The sequence below is a fragment of the Sulfitobacter alexandrii genome, from assembly GCF_001886735.1.
GTDB classification, from domain to species: domain Bacteria; phylum Pseudomonadota; class Alphaproteobacteria; order Rhodobacterales; family Rhodobacteraceae; genus Sulfitobacter; species Sulfitobacter alexandrii.
In genome coordinates this window covers 1,245,797-1,265,643 of sequence record NZ_CP018076.1, presented here as the reverse complement: position 1 = coordinate 1,265,643, position 19,847 = coordinate 1,245,797, and the positions used below count along the sequence as shown (strand labels likewise).

General features: G+C 66.3%; 18 protein-coding genes and 1 pseudogene. 15 read left to right on the top strand and 4 right to left on the bottom strand.

The genetic code is table 11. The features are described 5' to 3' along the window. The first annotated feature begins 33 nt into the window (after nt 1-33). A complete protein-coding gene (locus BOO69_RS06160; protein WP_071971251.1) occupies nt 34-813 on the top strand; it encodes a hypothetical protein in 780 nt (259 codons plus the stop codon). A gap of 13 nt (nt 814-826) precedes the next feature. Here BOO69_RS06160 and BOO69_RS06155 read toward each other — a convergent pair whose 3' ends face one another. After that, nucleotides 827-1,900 (bottom strand): Mrp/NBP35 family ATP-binding protein, encoded by a 1,074-nt coding sequence (locus BOO69_RS06155; RefSeq protein ID WP_071971249.1) that lies wholly within the window; start codon nt 1,898-1,900, stop codon nt 827-829. Nucleotides 1,901-2,434: 534 nt separating this feature from the next. On the opposite strand from BOO69_RS06155, the gene BOO69_RS06150 reads away from it, so the two are divergent. Continuing rightward, entirely contained in the window at nt 2,435-2,608 is a 174-nt protein-coding gene (locus BOO69_RS06150) for a DUF1127 domain-containing protein (protein WP_335743935.1), read from the top strand. Between the two features lie 442 nt (nt 2,609-3,050). Here the strand turns inward: BOO69_RS06150 and BOO69_RS06145 are convergent, their stop codons facing one another. Continuing rightward, nucleotides 3,051-5,465 carry an ATP-dependent helicase gene (locus BOO69_RS06145; protein WP_071973674.1) on the bottom strand — a complete coding sequence of 805 codons (2,415 nt, stop codon included), beginning with the start codon at nt 5,463-5,465 and terminating at the stop codon, nt 3,051-3,053. A 208-nt stretch (nt 5,466-5,673) separates the two neighbouring features. On the opposite strand from BOO69_RS06145, the gene BOO69_RS06140 reads away from it, so the two are divergent. The 11 genes and pseudogenes from BOO69_RS06140 (at nt 5,674) to BOO69_RS06095 (ending at nt 15,359) form a co-directional block, all read left to right on the top strand. Further along, nucleotides 5,674-6,432, top strand: coding sequence for a PAS domain-containing protein (locus tag BOO69_RS06140; protein WP_071971245.1), 759 nt, complete (start codon nt 5,674-5,676; stop codon nt 6,430-6,432). Nucleotides 6,433-6,517: 85 nt separating this feature from the next. Further along, nucleotides 6,518-7,655, top strand: a pseudogene (locus BOO69_RS06135) (alpha-hydroxy acid oxidase). 123 nt (nt 7,656-7,778) lie between these two features. Continuing rightward, complete coding sequence (locus tag BOO69_RS06130; RefSeq protein ID WP_071971243.1) at nt 7,779-11,219, top strand: pyruvate carboxylase; 3,441 nt, start codon at nt 7,779-7,781, stop codon at nt 11,217-11,219. Between the two features lie 255 nt (nt 11,220-11,474). After that, entirely contained in the window at nt 11,475-11,639 is a 165-nt protein-coding gene (locus BOO69_RS22980; RefSeq protein WP_156874869.1) for a hypothetical protein, read from the top strand. After that, complete coding sequence (gene hemP / locus BOO69_RS06125) at nt 11,636-11,809, top strand: hemin uptake protein HemP (RefSeq protein ID WP_418361301.1); 174 nt, start codon at nt 11,636-11,638, stop codon at nt 11,807-11,809. The genes BOO69_RS22980 and hemP overlap by 4 nt, the downstream gene beginning before the upstream one ends. Continuing rightward, entirely contained in the window at nt 11,806-12,288 is a 483-nt protein-coding gene (locus BOO69_RS06120; RefSeq protein WP_071971241.1) for a hypothetical protein, read from the top strand. Before hemP ends, BOO69_RS06120 begins: the two co-directional genes overlap by 4 nt. Nucleotides 12,289-12,336: 48 nt before the next feature. Continuing rightward, on the top strand, nt 12,337-12,597 hold the full coding sequence (locus BOO69_RS06115) for a DUF1289 domain-containing protein (protein ID WP_071971239.1): 261 nt from the start codon (nt 12,337-12,339) through the stop codon (nt 12,595-12,597). Continuing rightward, entirely contained in the window at nt 12,594-13,013 is a 420-nt protein-coding gene (locus BOO69_RS06110) for a hypothetical protein (RefSeq protein ID WP_071971237.1), read from the top strand. The genes BOO69_RS06115 and BOO69_RS06110 overlap by 4 nt, the downstream gene beginning before the upstream one ends. 105 nt (nt 13,014-13,118) lie before the next feature. Beyond that, nucleotides 13,119-13,589 carry a Dps family protein gene (locus BOO69_RS06105; RefSeq protein ID WP_071973672.1) on the top strand — a complete coding sequence of 157 codons (471 nt, stop codon included), beginning with the start codon at nt 13,119-13,121 and terminating at the stop codon, nt 13,587-13,589. A 101-nt stretch (nt 13,590-13,690) separates the two neighbouring features. After that, nucleotides 13,691-14,173 (top strand): DUF2244 domain-containing protein, encoded by a 483-nt coding sequence (locus BOO69_RS06100; RefSeq protein WP_071971235.1) that lies wholly within the window; start codon nt 13,691-13,693, stop codon nt 14,171-14,173. Nucleotides 14,174-14,243: 70 nt separating this feature from the next. Continuing rightward, nucleotides 14,244-15,359 carry an NADase-type glycan-binding domain-containing protein gene (locus BOO69_RS06095; RefSeq protein ID WP_071971233.1) on the top strand — a complete coding sequence of 372 codons (1,116 nt, stop codon included), beginning with the start codon at nt 14,244-14,246 and terminating at the stop codon, nt 15,357-15,359. A gap of 18 nt (nt 15,360-15,377) precedes the next feature. Here the strand turns inward: BOO69_RS06095 and BOO69_RS06090 are convergent, their stop codons facing one another. Then, on the bottom strand, nt 15,378-15,836 hold the full coding sequence (locus BOO69_RS06090; RefSeq protein ID WP_071971231.1) for a GatB/YqeY domain-containing protein: 459 nt from the start codon (nt 15,834-15,836) through the stop codon (nt 15,378-15,380). A gap of 199 nt (nt 15,837-16,035) precedes the next feature. On the opposite strand from BOO69_RS06090, the gene carA reads away from it, so the two are divergent. Together carA and BOO69_RS06080 are read left to right on the top strand one after the other, a co-directional pair. Further along, nucleotides 16,036-17,211 (top strand): glutamine-hydrolyzing carbamoyl-phosphate synthase small subunit, encoded by a 1,176-nt coding sequence (gene carA, locus BOO69_RS06085; protein ID WP_071971229.1) that lies wholly within the window; start codon nt 16,036-16,038, stop codon nt 17,209-17,211. 102 nt (nt 17,212-17,313) lie between these two features. Continuing rightward, nucleotides 17,314-19,218: a glycosyltransferase gene (locus BOO69_RS06080; RefSeq protein ID WP_071971227.1), complete on the top strand. Its 1,905-nt coding sequence runs from the start codon at nt 17,314-17,316 to the stop codon at nt 19,216-19,218. Here the strand turns inward: BOO69_RS06080 and BOO69_RS06075 are convergent. Further along, nucleotides 19,181-19,834, bottom strand: a complete 654-nt coding sequence (locus tag BOO69_RS06075) for a GntR family transcriptional regulator (RefSeq protein ID WP_071971225.1) — start codon at nt 19,832-19,834, stop codon at nt 19,181-19,183. The two genes, BOO69_RS06080 and BOO69_RS06075, sit on opposite strands and share 38 nt — an antisense overlap. Between the last annotated feature and the right edge of the window lie 13 nt (nt 19,835-19,847).

Sequence of the window (19,847 nt, the reverse complement as noted above, 5' to 3'; positions counted from 1 at the left end):
TGGTCAGAAGGTGAGCAACCACGGGAGTTTGCAGTGACCTTCGGACTGTCCATCATCGCCCATGCGCTGCGCATGTTGATCCACGAACCGGGAACCACGTTCCGGGTCATCCTGCCGGGGCTGGCCATGGTGCTGGCCAGCACGATCGCCGTGACGACGCTGGTGCCCGACACGCTGGCGGCCATTGCCGCAAGCGATACGGACACGATACTGACCATTCCGCCGTCCGACATCCTGCTGATGCTGGCGCTGGGACTTTCGGGGCTGCTGGGCTATGCGCTCATGGCGATCCACTGGCACCGCCACGTGCTGCTGAACGGCCCCGAGCGGGCGCGCGATCTGCGGCCGGGCTGGGGCGTCATCGCCTTTTACGTCTGGCGCGCTTTCACCCTTGCGCTGGTGCAGATGCTGACGGCGGTCCCGATCCTCACGGCCCTGAGCATCCTCGCGAGCCTGACAGGCGGACCGGGCGGGGGCGGATCGGTGATCCTCGGCGTCGTGGGAGGGATCGCGTTTCTCTGGGTCGCGATGCGCTTCAGCGTGACGCTGCCCGCCGCCGCCATGGGAGAGCGCATGGGGCTTGTGCAAAGCTGGATCGTCACCGCCCCTCTGTCGGGGCCGATCCTCGCGGTCGCGGCCCTGCTGTCGCTGCTCAGCGTCTTCATGACCGTCGTCGCATCGCTCGTCTTTCCGGCCACGGGCGCGGGTGCCCTGCTGCTGGAAACCTGCGTGTTCCTGGCCGAGGGGATCATCTTCGTCTCGGTGCTGACGACGCTCTATGGCCATCTGGTCGAAGGACGCCCCCTGTCCTGACCGCCCGCGCGGTTCAGGCCATGCCGCCCTTGACCAGGCCTTCGGCGATGCGGGCATAGGCCTGCGCCATCGCCCCTTCGCCAGCGGCAACCGGTGTGCCGGAATCCCCCGCCAGCCGGGTTTCGAGGTCTATGGGCAGCGCCCCGAGCAGCGGCACGCCCATCTTCTCCGCTTCGGCCGCGACACCGCCGTGGCCGAAGATCTGATGCTCCGCCCCGCAATCCGGGCAGACGAACATCGACATGTTCTCGATCAGGCCCAGCACGGGCGTCTTGAGCGTGGCGAACATGTCGATCGCCTTGCGCGCGTCCAGCAGCGCGACATCCTGCGGCGTGCTGACCACGATGGCGCCGGTCAGTTCCGACTTGGTGCAGAGGGTCAGCTGAACGTCACCCGTGCCCGGCGGCAGGTCGACGATCAGCACGTCGAGCTCCCCCCATTGCACCTGCCCGAGCATCTGCTGAAGCGCACCCATCAGCATCGGGCCGCGCCAGACGACCGCCTTGCCTTCCTCCATCATGAAGCCGATCGACATCATCGTGACCCCGTGCGCCTGCAGGGGGATGATGGTCTTGCCGTCGGGGCTCGCCGGGCGCTTGTTGATACCCATCATGCGCGGCTGGCTGGGACCGTAGATGTCCGCGTCGAGCAGCCCTACCCGCCTGCCCTGACGCGCCAGCGCGACGGCGAGGTTGGAACTGACTGTGGACTTGCCCACGCCGCCCTTGCCCGAGGCGATGGCGAGGATCCGGTCGACCCCCGCGGGTTTCATCGGGGCCTCCTGCGGCTTCGGATGGCCGCCGATCTTGAGACTGGGGGGCGCTTCCGGCTTCTTCGCCGGGCCGTGTGCCGTCAGGGCGACCGACACGCTCCGCACGCCGGGCAGTTCCGCAACCACCTTCTCGGCGGCGTCGCGCAGCGGGCCCATGGCCTGCGCCACCTCGGCACTCGGCGCCTCGATCACGAAACGGACCACGTCGTCCTCGATCCGCAGGGCGCGAACGAGGTCGTGCGCCATCAGGCTCCGGCCATCGGGAAGGCTGACCCGGGAAAGGGCGGATTCGACATCGGACTTGCTGATCGGCATGAGAACCTCCTGTGCTTGTCCTTCACATGCCATTTTCTGCGAAAATCACAAGGGCGCGCGGCGACCTGCCCAAGCCTTTGGCAGGGTGCACAGGAATTCTACAGCGACTCCATGTTCTTGCTGCATGGCAGCATTGCAAAACTATCCATTGTGCAATTGCAGCATAAAGGCGATATTGAGCCTGTGAAGCGCGGCAACGCTCTTCAAGAGAAAGACCAGACGGGGTCATCCTCCTCCCGACACCGTCTGTTATTGGCGGCGACATCCTCCTCCTCCCTGATGTCGCCGCCCTTTTTCTGTTTCCCCCCATCCAAAGTCGTAGACGCCCGTGCAGGGCGCGTTGTTTATGCATTCATAACAACAGGTTGCCCCGACGTCGCCCATGCAAAAGCCGCATAACGGCGTTGCAGCGTTGGCCGTTGCGCGGAATTTTTCGAGGCGTATATGCCCCCTATCCGAAACGACGATGATATGAAAACAAGAGGCGCCACGATGGCATATTCAACGACAACAACAAACGCACCCACTTCTTCCTTGCTCGGCCGCATCGGCTCAGGCTTTGACGCGCTGGCAACCCGCTACAAGCAATACCGCATGTACCGCGAAACCTTCGACGGGCTGAGCGCGCTCAGCAACCGTGATCTCGCGGACCTCGGCCTGAGCCGCAGCGACATCAAGCGGATCGCGATCGAATCCTCGCGCATCTGACGCGATACAGAGATCGGTCGTCCCCTCCTCCCTTGGGACGACTGGTGACCGGGGCCACTGCACCTTCCTCCTCCCTGATGCAGCGTGGTCCCGTACAGACCCGAAACCGATCCTCCCTAGACGTTTCGGGCCGACAAAGAGCAGCGGTGCCGTCCTCCCACGGCACCGCTGTTTCTTTGTCCCCTCCCCACATCTCTGGTCTGGCGCCGCCCTTGCTTGACCCCGACAGGGCGCGCGACGGGTGGACCCACAAGCCAAATCGCCGAGGGGCCCCGAAGGGGATACGGCTATTTTGCTTGTGGGGCCGGACGGCGGGTGCCAGGACGGGATCAAGAAAGGGCGGTGCCGGACCCTCTGGGATGGTGGGCCCGCAGCGATAGTCAATAATGTAATGCGCGCGCAGCGCGCACCGCAGGATCAGACCCGCGCCGGCGGGATGCCTTCAGAACGGCACGTCATCGCAGCCGGACAGGAAACGCGAGACGACCTTTTTCACGCCGGCCTTCTCGAAATCCACCTCCAGCTTGTCGCCCTCGATCCCGATGATCGCGCCGTAGCCGAACTTCTGGTGGAACACCCGTTCGCCCATCGTGAAGCTGCTGACGGCGTTCATGTCTATGGTGACATTGCGCTGCTCGCGTGGCTGGCTGACACCGCGCTCTCCCGCGCGGGCCTGAAGACGGCGCCAGCCGGGCGAGTTGTAGACGTTCGCCTCCGCCGCCGCGTCGTGCAGGGTGCTTTTCGGCATGGCCGCGCCGAAACTGCCGCCGTAGAGGCCGGGCGGCGTGAGCACCTCGACGTGGTCCTGGGGCAGTTCGTCGATGAACCGCGACGGCATCGCGCTTTGCCACTGGCCGAACACCATGCGGTTCCCGGCGAACGAGATCGTGCAGAGTTCTTCCGCGCGGGTGATGCCCACGTAGGCCAGGCGGCGTTCCTCCTCCAGCCCCTTGATGCCGCTTTCATCCATCGACCGCTGCGAGGGAAACAGCCCGTCCTCCCATCCCGGCAGGAAGACGGCGGGAAACTCCAGCCCCTTGGCCGCGTGCAGGGTCATGATGCTGACCTTCTCGCCGCCGTCGTCGCTTTCGTTGTCCATGATGAGGCTGACATGCTCCAGGAAGCCCTGCAGGTTCTCGAACTGCTCCAGCGCCTTGACCAGCTCCTTGAGGTTGTCGAGCCGCCCCGGCGCCTCCGGCGTCTTGTCGTTCTGCCACATGCCGGTGTAGCCGGATTCGTCCAGGATGATCTCGGCCAGCTCCACGTGGGTGACCTCCGGCGGGCCCTCGTCGAAGACGGTGGCGGTCTGTTCGATCACGTCGTCCTCGCCGCCCGCCGCCGGGCGCAGCGGCCCGCGCAGCATCTTGTGCCAGCGGTCGATGCCGTCGATCAACTGGCGCAGCTGCGCCGCCCCCTTGCCGCCGATGCCGTCATGCGCCAGCAGGATACGGGCGCCCTCGACCAGGTTCACGCCGTGTTCGCGGGCGGTGGTCTGGATCTTCTGCTGCGCCACGTTGCCGAGGCCGCGCTTGGGCGTGTTCACGATCCGCTCGAACGCGAGATCGTCGTCGGGCGAGGTCACCACCCGGAAATAGGCCATCGCGTCCCGGATCTCCAACCGCTCGTAGAAACGGGGCCCCCCGATGACGCGGTACGGCAGGCCGATGGTCAGGAACCGGTCCTCGAAGGCGCGCATCTGGTGCGAGGCGCGCACGAGGATCGCCATGGAGTCGAGCCCGATCGCGTCCATGCCACGGGTGCCGCGCTGCATCGCCTCGATCTCCTCGCCGATCCAGCGGGCTTCCTCCTCGCCGTCCCAGTGGCCGATCAGGCGCACCTTCTCGCCCTCCTCGGCCTCGGTCCACAGGGTCTTGCCCAGCCGCCCCTCGTTGCCCGCGATCACGCCCGAGGCGGCGGCAAGGATATGCGGGGTGGAGCGGTAATTCTGTTCCAGCTTGACCACATGCGCGCCGGGGAAATCGGTCTCGAAGCGCAGGATGTTGCCCACCTCGGCGCCGCGCCAGCCATAGATCGACTGGTCGTCGTCGCCCACGCAGCAGATGTTGCGATGGCCCTGCGCCAGGAGCCGCAGCCAGAGATACTGGGCGACGTTGGTGTCCTGGTATTCGTCCACCATGATGTAGCGGAACCAGCGCTGGTACTGTTCCAGCACGTCCGGGTGTTTCTGGAATATCGTGACCATGTGCAGCAGCAGGTCGCCGAAATCCACCGCGTTCAGTTCCACCAGCCGGCGCTGGTACTGTTCGTAGATCTCGGTGCCGCGGTGGTTGTAGAGGCCCGCATCCGACGCCGGCACCTTGTCGGGCGTCAGCGCGCGGTTCTTCCAGCCGTCGATGATGCCCAGCAGCATCCGCGCGGGCCAGCGCTTGTCGTCGATGTTCTCGGCCGCGACGAGCTGCTTGAGCAGCCGCAGCTGATCGTCGGTATCGAGGATGGTGAAGTTGGATTTCAGGCCGACCAGTTCCGCGTGCCGGCGCAGCAGCTTGACGCAGATCGCATGAAAGGTGCCCAGCCACGGCATCCCCTCGACCTGCTGGCCCAGCGTCTGGCCCACCCGCGTCTTCATCTCGCGCGCGGCCTTGTTCGTGAAGGTCACCGCCAGCACTTCGTTCGGGCGGGCGCGGCCCGTGACCAGCAGGTGGACGATCCGCGTGGTCAACGCCTTGGTCTTGCCGGTGCCCGCCCCCGCCAGCATCAGGACCGGCCCGTCGAGCTGTTCGACCGCGGCGCGCTGCGCGGGGTTCAGGGAGTCCAGGTAGGGCTGCGGCCGTGCCGCCATCGCCCGAGCGGACAGCGAAGCGCCTTCGAAGGCGTCCATTTCATCAAAGCTGCTCATGGCGGGAAACATAGCGGTTCGCGGCACTGATGAAAAGCCGAGTTCTCATTATGTTCGCGCCCGCCGCGGGGCTGTTCGATCGGGCCGAATTACCGAAAGCAAGCTGCTGATTATCATGCATTTTTAAACGTCTTCGACGGTTCACCATTTGATAATGAATTTCCGTATACCTTTCACGAACGAAGGTTACGCAAAGAAGGACGACCCGATGTTCAAGACAGGAGACGCCCAGCGCCTGAAACGGCAGATCGACAGGTTCAACGTGCCCATGTTCATCGCGCAGCGCTACCAGGATACAGGCAGTTTCGAGGTACTGGCGCTGAACGCGCGCCACGAGAGCGTGACAGGGCTGTCCACGCAGGCCATCCGGGGCAAGCCGATCACGGATCTGCTGAACGCGAAACAGGCGGCGGCGGTGAGCCGCAAGTACGAAAAATGTCTGACCGAAAAGGCGACCCAACGCTATCGCGAGGTGCTGGACCTGCCCGAGGGCACGATGATCTGGGACACCACCCTGCAATATCTGCCCATGCCCGACGGCCCCGACCGCATCATCGGCAGCGCCGTCGTGCTGGAGAGGATCGAGCGTGACGACCACGACGAGATCGCGTTCGAGGACATGCGCTATCTCGCCACGACCTCGGTCTGTGAACTGGGCAAGATCTCCGCGCTTCTGGAGGCGGTGGAACAGGGTATTTACGCCCCCGATATCCTGAGCGGTTCGGCCGGCATGCTCGCGGGGCTGTGCCGGACCATCGATTCACGGCTGGACGACATCCGGTCGGCCGCGGAACGGCGCATCGCCGAACGCGCGACGCGCGCCGTCACCCGGAGCGGGCTTCACCTGATCAAGGATGCCGGTGATGCACCCGGGGCGCAGGACGAGGTCGATACCGCCATCGCCGCACTCGTCGGTCTGATCGAGCAGGGAACGCAGCACGACCGGCTGCGGCGACAGGCCGGGTGACACCCCCGCAGCGGCGCTTCGCGGAATCCGGCGGGCAGCCCGCGCGGTATCTGGACATTGCGGATGGTCCCGGCGCAAATGGCGCATGGACCTCGACAACAGATACCCCGCCATCGCCGACCTGCGCGCCCGTGCGAAACGGCGCATCCCCCCTTCGTGTGGGAGTACCTTGACAGTGGTACGGGCACGGAGGCGGCAAAGGCGCGAAACCGCAGCGCGCTCGACCGGATCGGCATGGTGCCTTCCGTCCTGCATGGCGAAGTCAAGCCGGACCTGACGACCGATTTCCTCGGACAGCGCTTTCCCTACCCGTTCGGCATCGCGCCGATCGGCATGTCCGGCCTGATCTGGCCCGGCGCCGAAGGCCACCTTGCCCGCGCCGCTGCACGCCGTGAGATCCCCTATGCCATCTCCACTGTGGCCACCCAGAGCCCGGAGGACATGGCCCCGCACCTCGGCAAGCACGCCTGGTTCCAGATGTATCCCCCCGTGATCCGGAGATCCGCGCCGACATGCTGGAGCGCGCGCGCAGCTCAGGCTTCGGGACGCTGATCCTGACGGTGGACGTCCCCAGTTCGTCGCGTCGCGAGAGGCAGGTCCGATCTGGCCTGACCAATCCGCCGCGCCTGACGCCGCGGCTGCTGGCGCAGGTCGCCACCCGGCCGGTCTGGGCCTGGCATACCGCACTGCGGGGCATGCCCCACATGCGCGGGCTGGACAAATACGTCACCGACGCCACCGCGAACCTGCCCCCGACCGCGCACATGGGCTACCTGCTGCGTACCGCCCCCGACTGGGACTACGTCGCCTGGCTGCGCGATGCCTGGGACGGCCCCTTCATCGTCAAGGGCGTGCTGCGGCCCGAGGACGCGGTCCGGCTCGAAGAGATGGGAATCGATGCCGTCTGGGTGTCGAACCACGCCGGACGCCAGTTCGACGGCGCCCCGGCGAGCATCGAGGCGCTGCCAGACATCCGCGCGGCGACCGGCCTCCCGCTGATCTTCGACAGCGGAATCGAAGGCGGGCTCGACATTCTGCGCGCGCTGGCGCTCGGGGCCAACTTCGTCATGCTGGGCCGGGCGTTCCACTTTGCGCTGGGGGCCTTGGGGCCGCGCGGCGTGGACCACCTGATCGACATGCTGGCCAAGGACATGATCTCGAACATGGGGCAGCTCGGCCTGTCCGATCTCGGCGCCCTGCCCGATCCGATTCTGCTGTCCTGACGTCGTTTTGCCATGACGGGACGCCGCAGAGCACCTTGCCAAAGTCCCGGCAGCGTGTGAGCCTGCGCTGGTGCCGCAGCGCAGCACGCCCGCACGTTACCATGCTGTCGAAGGAAACCTGATATGACCGAATTCTCCAAGATTCTCATTGCGAACCGGGGCGAAATCGCGATCCGCATCATGCGCGCCGCCAACGAGATGGGAAAAAGGACGGTCGCGGTCTTTGCCGAGGAGGACAAGCTGGGCCTGCACCGGTTCAAGGCGGACGAGGCCTATCGCATCGGCGAGGGGCTGGGCCCGGTGGCGGCCTATCTGAGCATCGACGAGATCATCCGGGTCGCCAAGGCCTCGGGCGCGGACGCGATCCATCCGGGCTACGGGCTGCTGTCGGAAAATCCCGACCTCGTGGACGCCTGCGTCCAGAACGGCATCACCTTCATCGGGCCCCGCGCCGAGACCATGCGCGCCCTGGGGGACAAGGCCAGCGCACGGCGGGTGGCGATCGAGGCAGGCGTGCCGGTCATTCCCGCGTCGGAGGTGCTGGGCGACGACATGGACGCGATCCGTGCCGAGGCGCGCGAGATCGGCTATCCCTTCATGCTCAAGGCGTCCTGGGGCGGCGGCGGGCGCGGCATGCGCCCGATCTACAAGGAAGAAGAACTGGAGGAGAAGATCCGCGAGGGCCGGCGCGAGGCCGAAGCGGCCTTCGGCAACGGCGAGGGGTATCTCGAGAAGATGATCCTCAAGGCGCGGCACGTCGAGGTGCAGATTCTCGGGGACAAGCACGGCGAGATCTATCACCTGTTCGAGCGGGACTGCTCCGTCCAGCGCCGCAACCAGAAGGTGGTCGAGCGCGCCCCCGCCCCGTACCTGACCGAGGCGCAACGCGCGGAACTGTGCGAGATGGGCCGCAAGATCTGTGCGCACGTGGACTACGAATGCGCGGGCACCGTCGAATTCCTGATGGATATGGAAGACGAGAAATTCTACTTCATCGAGGTGAACCCCCGCGTGCAGGTGGAACACACGGTCACCGAGGAAGTCACCGGGATCGACATCGTGCGGGCGCAGATCCTCATCGCGGAGGGCAAGACGATCGCCGAGGCGGCGGGCAAGCCCAGCCAGGGCGATGTGCAGCTGAACGGGCACGCCTTGCAGACCCGTATCACCACCGAGGATCCGCAGAACAACTTCATCCCCGACTACGGCCGGCTGACCGCCTATCGCTCTGCCACGGGCATGGGCATCCGGCTGGACGGCGGCACGGCCTATGCGGGCGGTGTCATCACCCGGTACTACGACAGCCTGCTGACCAAGATCACGGCCAAGGCACCGACCCCCGAGATGGCCATCGCCCGGATGGACCGGGCCCTGCGCGAGTTCCGCATCCGGGGTGTGAGCACCAACATCGCCTTTGTCGAGAACCTGCTGAAGCACCCCACGTTCCTAGACAACACGTACCACACCAAGTTCATCGACGAGACACCGGAGCTGTTCCAGTTCTCCTCGCGCCGCGACAGGGGCACGAAGGTGCTGACCTATATCGCGGACATCACAGTGAACGGGCACCCGGAAACAAAGGGCCACGCCCGCCCGCCCGCGCAGCTGCGTGACCCCCGGCCGCCCGCCACGCGGGGCGAGCCGATGATGGGCACCCGCAACCTGCTGGAGCAGAAAGGCCCGCAGGCCGTGGCGGACTGGATGAGCCAGCAGCGCCAGCTTCTGATTACCGACACAACCATGCGCGACGGCCACCAGTCCCTGCTGGCGACCCGGATGCGCAGCCATGACATGATCAAGGTGGCCCCCGCCTATGCCGCCAACCTGCCGCAGCTTTTCAGCGTGGAATGCTGGGGCGGCGCCACCTTCGACGTGGCCTACCGGTTCCTGCAGGAATGTCCGTGGCAACGCCTGCGCGACCTGCGCGAACGCATGCCCAACCTGATGACCCAGATGTTGCTGCGGGCCTCCAACGGGGTGGGCTACACCAATTACCCCGACAACGTCGTGCAGCATTTCGTCAAGACCGCCGCCGCCTCCGGCGTCGACGTGTTCCGCGTCTTCGACAGCCTGAACTGGGTCGAGAACATGCGCGTCGCAATGGACGCGGTGATCGAGGCCGACAAGGTCTGCGAGGGCACGATCTGCTACACCGGTGACATCTTCGACCCCGACCGGGCCAAGTACGACCTGAAGTACTACGTCAAGATGGGCCAGGACCTGAAGGCCGCGGGCGCGCACGTGCTGGGCCTGAAGGACATGGCGGGGCTGCTGAAACCCGCGCAGGCGCGCGTCCTGATCTCTGCGCTCAAGACCGAGGTCGGCCTGCCGATCCATTTCCACACGCACGATACCGCGGGCATCGCCTGCGCCACCATTCTCGCCGCGTCCGAGGCCGGTGTGGATGCCGTCGATTGCGCGATGGACGCGCTTTCGGGGAACACCTCGCAGGCGACGATGGGTTCGGTGGTTTCGGCGCTCCAGCACGGCGACCGGGACACCGGGCTCGACATGTCCGCGATCCGCGAGATTTCCGACTACTGGGAGGAGGTGCGCGCGCATTACGCCGCGTTCGAGACCGGGATGCAGGCCCCCTCCTCCGAGGTCTACCTGCACGAGATGCCGGGGGGGCAGTTCACCAACCTGAAAGCGCAAGCGTCCGCCATGGGGCTGGACGACCGGTGGCCGCAGGTCGCACGGACCTACCGCGACGTGAACCAGATGTTCGGCGATATCGTCAAGGTGACGCCCTCCTCGAAAGTTGTCGGCGACATGGCGTTGATGATGGTCAGCCAGGGCCTGACCCGCGAACAGGTGGAAGACCCGGACGTCGATGTGTCCTTTCCCGATTCCGTGATCGACATGATGCGCGGCAATCTCGGCCAGCCGCCCGGCGGCTTTCCCGACAAGATCGTCAAGAAGGTTCTCAAGGGCGAAAAGCCGAACCTGGAACGGCCGGGCAAGCATCTCGACCCCGTGGACCTGGAAGCGACCCGCAAGGACCTGTCGGAGAAGTTCGACGGCATGGAGATCGACGACGAGGATCTGTGCGGCTACCTGATGTATCCCAAGGTCTTTGTCGACTACATGGAACGGCACCAGCAGTACGGCCCGGTGCGCACCCTGCCCACGTCCACCTTCTTTTACGGGATGGAACCCGCCGAGGAAATCTCGGCGGAGATCGACCCCGGCAAGACGCTGGAAATCCGGATGCAGGCGTTGAGCGAGACGACGGAGGACGGCGAGGTCAAGGTCTTCTTCGAGCTGAACGGCCAGCCCCGCGTGATCCGGGTGCCCGACCGGAAGGTCGCCGGCACCGCCGCGAAACGGCCCAAGGCCGAGCCGGGCAACGACAAGCACGTGGGCGCGCCCATGCCGGGTGTCGTTGCCTCCGTCGCGGCGCAGGCCGGCCAGAAGGTCAAGCAGGGTGACCTGCTCCTGACCATCGAGGCCATGAAGATGGAAACCGGCATCCACGCGGAGCGTGACGCCGAGGTCAAGGCTGTCCACGTCCAGCCGGGCGCGCAGATCGACGCGAAGGACCTGCTGGTGGAATACGACTGACCGCTGCCGCCGCGGCATCCGCCCCCTGGTCGTACTTGCCCCGAGCCCGCCGTTCATGCCTGGACGGCGGGTTTTTCCGTTCTGGGGCCTGCCGGCAAAGGTCCGCATCGGCGTTCGATAGTTTCTTGACTGATTTAGTCGGAAAAAGTAACGATACCTTAATACCCGACTCGAATACTCAGCTTTGCAGTCGGAACCCAACCCGTCCCAGCCACCGCGACAGGCAGCCCGGATGTTCACGAAAAGGAGACAGACGTGACCAAGACCGAGCGTGACACAGACCGGGGGCCGCGCGCGACCGCCGCGTCGGCGTGGCGGGACATCGTGCAATCCGGCGGAGACGCCGCCAGCATCGAGGGGGTGGCCCTTGAACACCTGATGGATCTGGAGCGCGGGCGCGCCACGGGGACGGGACAATGACACTGATGTCCAAGCTGCCCACGCCCCGGCCGGATGCCGCCGCCGCGGACTCCGCCGTCTACGATGCCCGGGACCTTGTCGCGAACGGGGAAAAGGCGACCATCGTTCTGGACGGACAGACCTACATCCTGCGCATCACCCGCGCGGGCAAGCTGATCCTGACGAAATGACCGGCGCCGATCGCATTCCCGGCAGCAGCGTCGTGGGCCATCTGACCGACATTCCCCTTTGGGAGGCCGAGCTGATCCTGTCGATGCGCCTGTGGCGGGAGAGCCCCGAGGGACAGGCCGAAGTCAGCCGGGGGTTCGCGCGCTGCTATGGCCCCGCGGGCGGCGCCGCCGAGACGCGCGGTTTCGACCGCCTGCTCGGCGCGCTGTGCCGGCACGCCCGGCGTCCGCTGACCTGGCACGGGCTGGGCTGCAGCTGCATCGGCGCGGACGAGGCGGTGCTGCAGACCTTCGTGCGCGAGGCCGCACAGGGCGATCTTGCGGAGGCGGCGATGATCGCGAGCCTGATCGCCCCCGCCGCACAGGCCGAGCATCTGGCGCTGATGGCCGCCCAGGTCGGGCGCGCGATGCAGGGCATGGCCCGCAGCGCCCCGCCTTCCCGCCCCGGCAGGCCCGGCGCCGCAACGCCGGTACTGCATTGAAATCGACCCAGCCAAGGCGGCACCCCGCCCCAGTCAAACGAGGATAGCATGCCCAAAGTCCCCAGTCCCTGCATCGACGTCTGCAAGTTCAGGCGTGAAGGCCATTGCATCGGGTGTTCCATGACCAAGGCGCAGAAATCCGTGTTCAAGGGCCTCAAGAAGAACGGCGAGCGCGAGGCCTTCATCGAGCTGCTGGTGGCGCAGCAATCGGTGATGGGCCGCTATGGCCACTGGGAAAAGGCCTATGCGAACCGGTGCCGCAAGAAAAAGGTCAGCCTGTCGGTGCTGGACGGTGGCAAGGCGGCATGAGCGCGGTACGTCACAGGATCCTGGGCGCCTACGATTGCGACCCCGAAGGGCCGCCCGCCCCGACCCCGCTGCTGACCCATCTGCGCCGGGTGTCGCGGGACAGCCGGTGCAAGTCTTTCATCGACCTGTTCGGTGCCTGCGCCGCGCTGTCGGGGAACCGCGAGGTGGCCGCGCAGGCCGCGTCCGAGATCCTGATCCGCGGCCTGCATCAGGCGCTGGGCCGGCGCCCCGTGTTCTTCCGCGAGGGAGAGCGGGACACGTCCTTCGACGAGAACTGGCTGATGGCGCTGGCCCGTGCGCTGGATACCGACGACACCGCCAGCGCGACCTTCCTGCTGCATTCGCGCGTGCCACGCCACGCGCGGCGCAACCTGATCTTCCTGCTGGGCGCCGCTCTCTCGCCGCCTACTTCTTAGAATTATTCTAAATTGCCTTGCCAAGGCGATACGGCGCCTATATTGCTTGGGGTGCAAGCCAGCCGGATGCCAGCCAGCACCCCTTTCAAGATGCAGGAGGCGCAGATGACCCAGACAGCCCAGACCCTTTCCACCGATGCCAGCGCGCAGATCATCGAGGCGCTGAACCAGTGCGTCGCCGAAACCGCGGTGACCACGATGCTCGCCCAGAATTTCCACTGGAACGTGACCGGCATGGCCTTTGGCCCGCTGCATGAGCTGTTCCAGACCATCTACGAGGATCATTTCACCGCGCAGGATGACCTGGCCGAGCGGGTGAAGGCGCTGCAGGGCCATGCGGAAGGCACGCTCGCGGGCATGCTGAAACGGTCCAAGGTGGCCGAGGCCGAGGGGGAACCCGCCGCCGAAGAGATGATCCGCCTGCTGAAGGAAGCGCAGGAAACGCTGGCGGAAACGCTGGCCGGTGCCGGTGAACTGGCGGCCGAACAAGGCGATACCCTGACCGAGGACCTGTGCATCGAGCGCGGGCAGACACACGAGAAATTCGCCTGGATGCTGCGGGCGCACCTTTCCTGATCAGACCGGTGCAGATGCCGCGCGCCCGACGGCGCGCGGGGCCTGCCGGATGAGCGCAGGTGCCGCATTGCCAAGGCGCGCGATGCGGCTATCATTCGCCCATGCCGTACGAGTGGACCACACAGCCCGATGAAACGCCGCAGCGCATGCGCCTCTGGCCGCATGAATCCCTGCCGGCGCGGGGGTTCGCCGCCTTTATCCTGACCACCTTTACCCTGATCCTGATCCCGACGCTCCCCCTGCTCGGGACGATTTTGCTCTGGGGTCTGCTGCCCTTTATGCTTGCCGCGGTCGCGGGGATCTACTTTGCCCTGCAGGCCAACCATCGGTCCCGACAGATCGAGGAAATCCTGATTCTCGATGCCGACACGGCCCGGCTGACCCACCGCACGCCGAAGGGCGAGGTAAAGGAATGGGACTGCAACCGCTATTGGACAAAAGTCACCAAGTACGAAAAGGACGGCCCGGTGCCGCATTACATCACCTTGTCCGGGCACGGCCGCGAAGTCGAGATCGGCCGCTTTCTGAGCGAGGAAGAGCGGATCGCGCTCTACGACGACCTCAACCGGTCGCTGAGGCGCTGATATCCCCTGTTCAGGGGGTTTTACCGGAATTTTCGGCGCGATTAAGTCGAACGAGGTTCCGGAGATCGCCATGCCCCCCTTTGCCAAAGCCCCGCTTGCCCTGTTGATGATGCTCGCCCTTCCCGTCCGGGCGGAGGAACAGGTCGCCTGTACCATCCTCGGCTGCGAGAAGGTGAATATCGAGATTTCGGACTTTGCCGCCGCCGATGCCTTTTCGGTGCAGGAGGTGTGGTCGGTGGTCAACGACATCCTCGGCGTGTCCGGCCTCGCGCCCAATTTCCAGGTGGTCGAGACGCAGGAAGTCGGGAATGCCGCCGCCGTCATCATCGACGAGCAGCGGTACCTCGCGTTCAACCCGGTCTGGATGCGGACCTACCGGGACAAGCCGGACAGCAACTGGCAGCTTTATGCCGTGATGGCGCACGAGGTCGGGCATCACCTGCAGGGCCACACGATCACCGCGGGGGGATCACGCCCGCCCACCGAGCTGGAGGCCGACGAATACGCGGGTTTCACGCTGGCCGCGCTCGGCGCGACGCTGGACGAGACACAGGCGCTGTGGAAGAGCTTTGGCGAACAGGGGTCGGCCACGCATCCGCCCCGGTATCAGCGGCTCGCGGCGGTGCAGCGGGGATGGGAACGGCGCAAGGGCGCTGCCGGGCCGGTGCCTGCGACCCCCGTGGCCCAGCAGCCCGCCCCGCCCGCCGCACAGGCCCGCGCGCCCGCGATGGCCGGCGAATCCTGTCGCCAGCTCACGCTGGGGGCGGGTCCGGCCCGGGTCTGCGCCTCTTCCACGCTGGAATCGCAGGGGCGCAACAGCTACGTGCTGACGAACATGTTCGACAACGATCTCGCAACCGCCTGGGTGGAAGGTGTCGGCGGCACCGGCGAGGGCCAGCGCATCACCGTCAGTTTCGACCGGCCCACCACGGTCCGCCGTCTGGGCGTGGTCACCGGCTATGCCAAGTCGCAGGACATCTTCCTCAAGAACGGCCGCGTGCGCGAGCTGTACCTCGAAGCGTCCAACCGGGCCGAAGGCGCCATCGCCCTGCGGGACGACACCACCATGCAGGCCTTCGACACGACGGGTCTGGACGCGGTGAGCTGGATCAGCCTCACGATCCGGGCCACCTACCCCGGCAGCCGCTACAGCGACACGGCAATCAGCGAACTGACGCTTGACTGATGCAGCGCCGGCGGGGCCTCAGCTCAGCCGGTCCTTGACCATCGGGCCGACCTTGCCGAAATCCATCTGGCCGGTGTAACGGCCTTTCAGGGCGCCGATCACCTTGCCCATGTCGCGGATCGACGTGGCGTTCTGCTCCGCGATCGCCGCGTCGACGGCCTTGGCCACTTCCGCTTCGGACAATTGACGGGGCAGGAATTCCTCGATCACCAGGATTTCCCCGTTCTCGCGCTCCGCGAGGTCGAGCCGGCCGCCTTCCTCGTAGGCGCGGGCGGATTCCTGACGTTGCTTGGCCATCTTGCCGAGGATCGCCAGCACCTCGTCGTCTCCGACGCCATCGTCATTGCCGGTGGCGCGCGCCGCGATGTCCCTGTCCTTGATCGCGGCATTGATCAGCCGCAGGGTGGACAGGCGGTTCGCATCCTTGTCCCTCATCGCCTGTTTCAGCGATTCCGAAATGCGCGTGCGCAGTGTCATATGGTCCCCATTTGGTCCAGCAGGTGTCAAAGTGCCTAACATACCTTCACGCCGCCCGCCGCGCAATGGGGACGCACGTAACGTCAAGTGATTGATTTCGCTTCATATCTGTTTTCGCGCGCAGCCTTGACCCCATGACCGCCGGGCAGTAGGTTGCCAGCCGTTTACCCTGCCACATCCCGTTCCGGAGGCTGCCCCGATGTCCGCGCCCACTCCCCCCCGCCCGACTGCCTGTCTCGCCCTTGCGGACGGCTCGCTTTTCTACGGCATGGGGTTCGGCGCGACCGGCCAGACCACGGCGGAACTGTGCTTCAACACCGCGATGACGGGCTACCAGGAGATCATGACCGATCCTTCCTACGCGGGCCAGATCGTCACCTTCACCTTCCCGCACATCGGCAATGTCGGCACCAACCCCGAGGACGACGAGACCGGCGACCCGGTCGCGGCCGGCATGGTGGTGAAATGGATGCCCACCGACCCCAGCAACTGGCGCAACGCGCAGCCCCTGTCGGACTGGCTCGCGTCACGCGGCCGCATCGCGATTGGCGGCGTGGACACCCGGCGGCTGACCCGCGCGATCCGGCACCTGGGCGCGCCCCACGTGGCGCTTGCCCATGATCCGGAAGGCAACTTCGACATCGAGGGGCTGATCGCCGCCGCGCGGTCCTTTGCCGGGCTCGAGGGCATGGACCTTGCCAAGGATGTGACCTGTGCGCAGTCCTACCGCTGGGACGAGATGCGCTGGGCCTGGCCCGATGGCTATCCCACGCAGGACGCCCCGCGCCACAAGGTCGTGGCGGTGGACTACGGTGCAAAGCGCAACATCCTGCGGTGCCTCGCCTCGGCCGGATGCGAGGTCACGGTCCTGCCCGCGACGGCGACGTATGACGACATCATGGCGCACCAGCCCGACGGCGTCTTTCTGTCCAACGGGCCGGGGGACCCGGCGGCGACCGGCACCTACGCGGTGCCGATGATCCGCGAGGTGCTCGACAAGACGGACCTGCCCGTGTTCGGCATCTGCCTCGGACACCAGATGCTGGCGCTCGCGCTGGGCGGCAAGACCGTCAAGATGAGCCACGGGCACCATGGGGCGAACCACCCCGTCAAGGACTACGACACCGGCAAGGTCGAGATCACCTCGATGAACCACGGGTTTGCCGTTGACGGGCAATCCCTGCCCAAGGGCGTGCTGGAAACCCACGTGTCGCTCTTCGACGGCTCGAACTGCGGGATCCGGCTGGACGGCCGCCCTGTCTGGTCGGTTCAGCATCACCCCGAAGCCTCGCCCGGGCCGCAGGACAGCTATTACCTGTTCGAACGTTTTGCCGAGGCGATGGCCGCGCGCGGTAAGGTGGCGGCGGATGCCTGATAGCGGCCCCGCCCGTTAGGACGTTGTTAATCTTCTCTTAATCCGGCCTTAACCAATAAGGCCCTACCGTGCCGGCATCTTGAATAGCCGGGCTGGTAGAGCATGAGCAACCTTCGCCTGCATTGGCCGGAGGTGAAGGTCGCGCCGCCTGCGCCGACGGGCACGCCCCTGGGTCAATACCTGGTGGATGCCGGGACCATCGACGCGGCCGACCTGCGGCACGCCCTACGGGTGCAGATGCGCATCGACGCGCCGCTGGGTGAGATCCTGATCGCCGAGGGCATGGTCGGGCGCGAGGACGTGCTGAAGGCCCTTTCGCACCAGTACCGCGCCCACCGGGTCGACCTGTCCGCCGATCCGCCCGACATGGCACTTGGCCGCGATCTGCCCGCCGCGCTTTGCCTGCGGTTCGGCGTCGTGCCCTGGCAGCGGATCGGCGGCCTGCTGCTGGTGGCCACCGAACGGCCACAGGATTTCGACAGGCTGCGCGCCTGCATGGGCACCGGGGGGCTGGCCCTGCTCCCGGTCATTTCGGACGCGCGGCAGATCCGCCGTCAGATCGGGCGGCTCTACGGCCCGGAACTGGCGGTGAAGGCGGCGCAACGGGTTCCGGCGGTGGAAAGCTGCCGCACCTGGCAGTCCCGGCGCGGCGCTCGGCACTACGGCGCCGCCGCGGTTGTCACCGGCCTTATCCTCGCGCTGCTGGTCGCCCCGCTGTGGGTCATGACGGTCGCGATGCTCTGGGCGTTCGCCACCCTGGCCCTGAGTACCGGACTGAAGCTGGCGGCCTTCGTCACGCAGGTCTCCCCGCTTCAGGATGACACGCTCCCGCAGCCGCCGGGGACGGTCGGGCCGTTTCGCCTGCCCCGCGTATCGGTTCTGGTGCCGCTGCTCGAAGAGACGGAAATCGCGGGCGCGCTGATCGCACGTCTGTCGCGGCTGACCTACCCGAAGTCCCTGCTCAACGTGGTCCTCGTCCTTGAGGAACACGACAACCTGACGCGCGACACCATCGGCCGCACCGACCTGCCGGACTGGATCACCGTGATCGAGGTGCCGCAGGGCGACGGGCTGACCACCAAGCCGCGCGCGCTGAACTACGCCCTCGATTTCTGCGAAGGCAGCATCATCGGGGTCTGGGACGCGGAAGACGCACCGGCACCGGACCAGATCGAACGGGTGGTGACCCGCTTTCGGGACGCGCCGGGCAATGTCGCCTGCCTGCAGGGCGTCCTCGACTACTACAACAGCCGGGCCAACTGGATCTCGCGCTGTTTCACCATCGAATACGCCACCTGGTGGCGGATGATCCTGCCCGGCGTCGCCCGGCTGGGCCTTGTGATCCCGCTGGGCGGCACCACGCTGTTCTTTCGTCGCGACATTCTGGAAAGGCTGAACGGCTGGGATGCCCACAACGTGACCGAGGACGCGGACCTCGGCGTGCGGCTGGCGCGGCATGGCTATGTCACTGAACTGCTCCCCACCGTCACCTACGAGGAGGCAAACTGCCGCGCCTGGCCCTGGGTGCGGCAACGGTCCCGCTGGCTCAAGGGGTTTCTCATCACGTGGTGCGTGCACATGCGCCGGCCCGGCCAACTGCTGCGCGATCTGGGCTGGAAGCGGTTCCTGGGTGTCCAGACCCTGTTGCTGGCCACGTTCTCGCAGTTTGCCTGTGCGCCCCTGCTGTGGTCCTTCTGGATCACCCTCTTCGGGGTGACCCATCCTCTCGCCCTGACGCTGGGGCCGCACGCCACCTGGGCGATGGCGGCCGGTTTCGTCCTTGCGGAACTGGTGAACCTGACCATCGCCGCGGTGGCCGTGTCAGGGCCTGCGCACAGGCACCTGATGGTCTGGGTGCTTACGACGCCGATGTATTTCCCCATGGGCGCTCTCGCGGCCTTCAAGGCCTTGCGCGAATGTATCCGCGACCCGTTTTTCTGGGACAAGACGGCGCATGGGCTCTCGCCCGTCAGCCCTCGGTCTCGAGCCGCGCGGCCTCCTGCTTGAGCCGGGTCACGAAGGCGAGCGAAATATGCGCGCGCAATGCCTCGTCCGCGCCATCCTCGTCCCGCGCCTCGATCCGCGAGACGATCCTGTCGTGTTCGGCCTGCGCGATCTCTCCGCGTCCCTCGACGGCAAGCGAGGTCGTCGCCATCAGGGCCATGGAACGGTAGACGAGGTCAAGCTGCTGCACGAGATACCGATTGTGCGACGCGAGGTGGATCTGCTTGTGAAACCGGCGGTTCGACCGCGCCAGCGCCGTCGGATCGCCGACCAGCGCGTCATCGGCGCTGACCATCTCGCGCAGCACGCGGACCTCTTCGGGCGTGGCGTGCCGTGCGGCCAGCCGCGCCGCCAGCCCCTCCAGTTCGCCGCGCACCACGTAGAGTTCCGCCGTCTGGTTGTGATCGAGCGAGGCGACGATCAGGCTCCGCCCGTCGCGGGCCAGCAGCGACTGGGTCTCGAGCCGCTGCAACGCTTCGCGGATGGGCGTGCGCGACACGCCGAAACGGTCCGCAAGCTCGCTTTCCACCAGCCGGTCCCCCGGACGATAGATGCCGGAATCGATGGCATCGAGGATCATCGTATAGGCATCGGTGGAGCCGGGTTTGGGCGGCGGCATGGCATTTCCTTTC

Excerpts from the sequence above, each read along its gene's own strand:
- BOO69_RS06105 (WP_071973672.1), top strand. The coding sequence starts at position 13,119 with ATGACCCAGACAGCCCAGACCCTTTCCACCGATGCCAGCGCGCAGATC.
- carA (WP_071971229.1), top strand. The coding sequence starts at position 16,036 with ATGTCCGCGCCCACTCCCCCCCGCCCGACTGCCTGTCTCGCCCTTGCG.
- BOO69_RS06075 (WP_071971225.1), bottom strand. The coding sequence starts at position 19,834 with ATGCCGCCGCCCAAACCCGGCTCCACCGATGCCTATACGATGATCCTC.
- BOO69_RS06115 (WP_071971239.1), top strand. The coding sequence starts at position 12,337 with ATGCCCAAAGTCCCCAGTCCCTGCATCGACGTCTGCAAGTTCAGGCGT.
- hemP (WP_418361301.1), top strand. The coding sequence starts at position 11,636 with ATGACACTGATGTCCAAGCTGCCCACGCCCCGGCCGGATGCCGCCGCC.
- BOO69_RS06145 (WP_071973674.1), bottom strand. The coding sequence starts at position 5,465 with ATGAGCAGCTTTGATGAAATGGACGCCTTCGAAGGCGCTTCGCTGTCC.
- BOO69_RS06110 (WP_071971237.1), top strand. The coding sequence starts at position 12,594 with ATGAGCGCGGTACGTCACAGGATCCTGGGCGCCTACGATTGCGACCCC.
- BOO69_RS06080 (WP_071971227.1), top strand. The coding sequence starts at position 17,314 with ATGAGCAACCTTCGCCTGCATTGGCCGGAGGTGAAGGTCGCGCCGCCT.
- BOO69_RS06095 (WP_071971233.1), top strand. The coding sequence starts at position 14,244 with ATGCCCCCCTTTGCCAAAGCCCCGCTTGCCCTGTTGATGATGCTCGCC.
- BOO69_RS06130 (WP_071971243.1), top strand. The coding sequence starts at position 7,779 with ATGACCGAATTCTCCAAGATTCTCATTGCGAACCGGGGCGAAATCGCG.
- BOO69_RS06120 (WP_071971241.1), top strand. The coding sequence starts at position 11,806 with ATGACCGGCGCCGATCGCATTCCCGGCAGCAGCGTCGTGGGCCATCTG.
- BOO69_RS06155 (WP_071971249.1), bottom strand. The coding sequence starts at position 1,900 with ATGCCGATCAGCAAGTCCGATGTCGAATCCGCCCTTTCCCGGGTCAGC.
- BOO69_RS06090 (WP_071971231.1), bottom strand. The coding sequence starts at position 15,836 with ATGACACTGCGCACGCGCATTTCGGAATCGCTGAAACAGGCGATGAGG.
- BOO69_RS06140 (WP_071971245.1), top strand. The coding sequence starts at position 5,674 with ATGTTCAAGACAGGAGACGCCCAGCGCCTGAAACGGCAGATCGACAGG.
- BOO69_RS06100 (WP_071971235.1), top strand. The coding sequence starts at position 13,691 with ATGCCGTACGAGTGGACCACACAGCCCGATGAAACGCCGCAGCGCATG.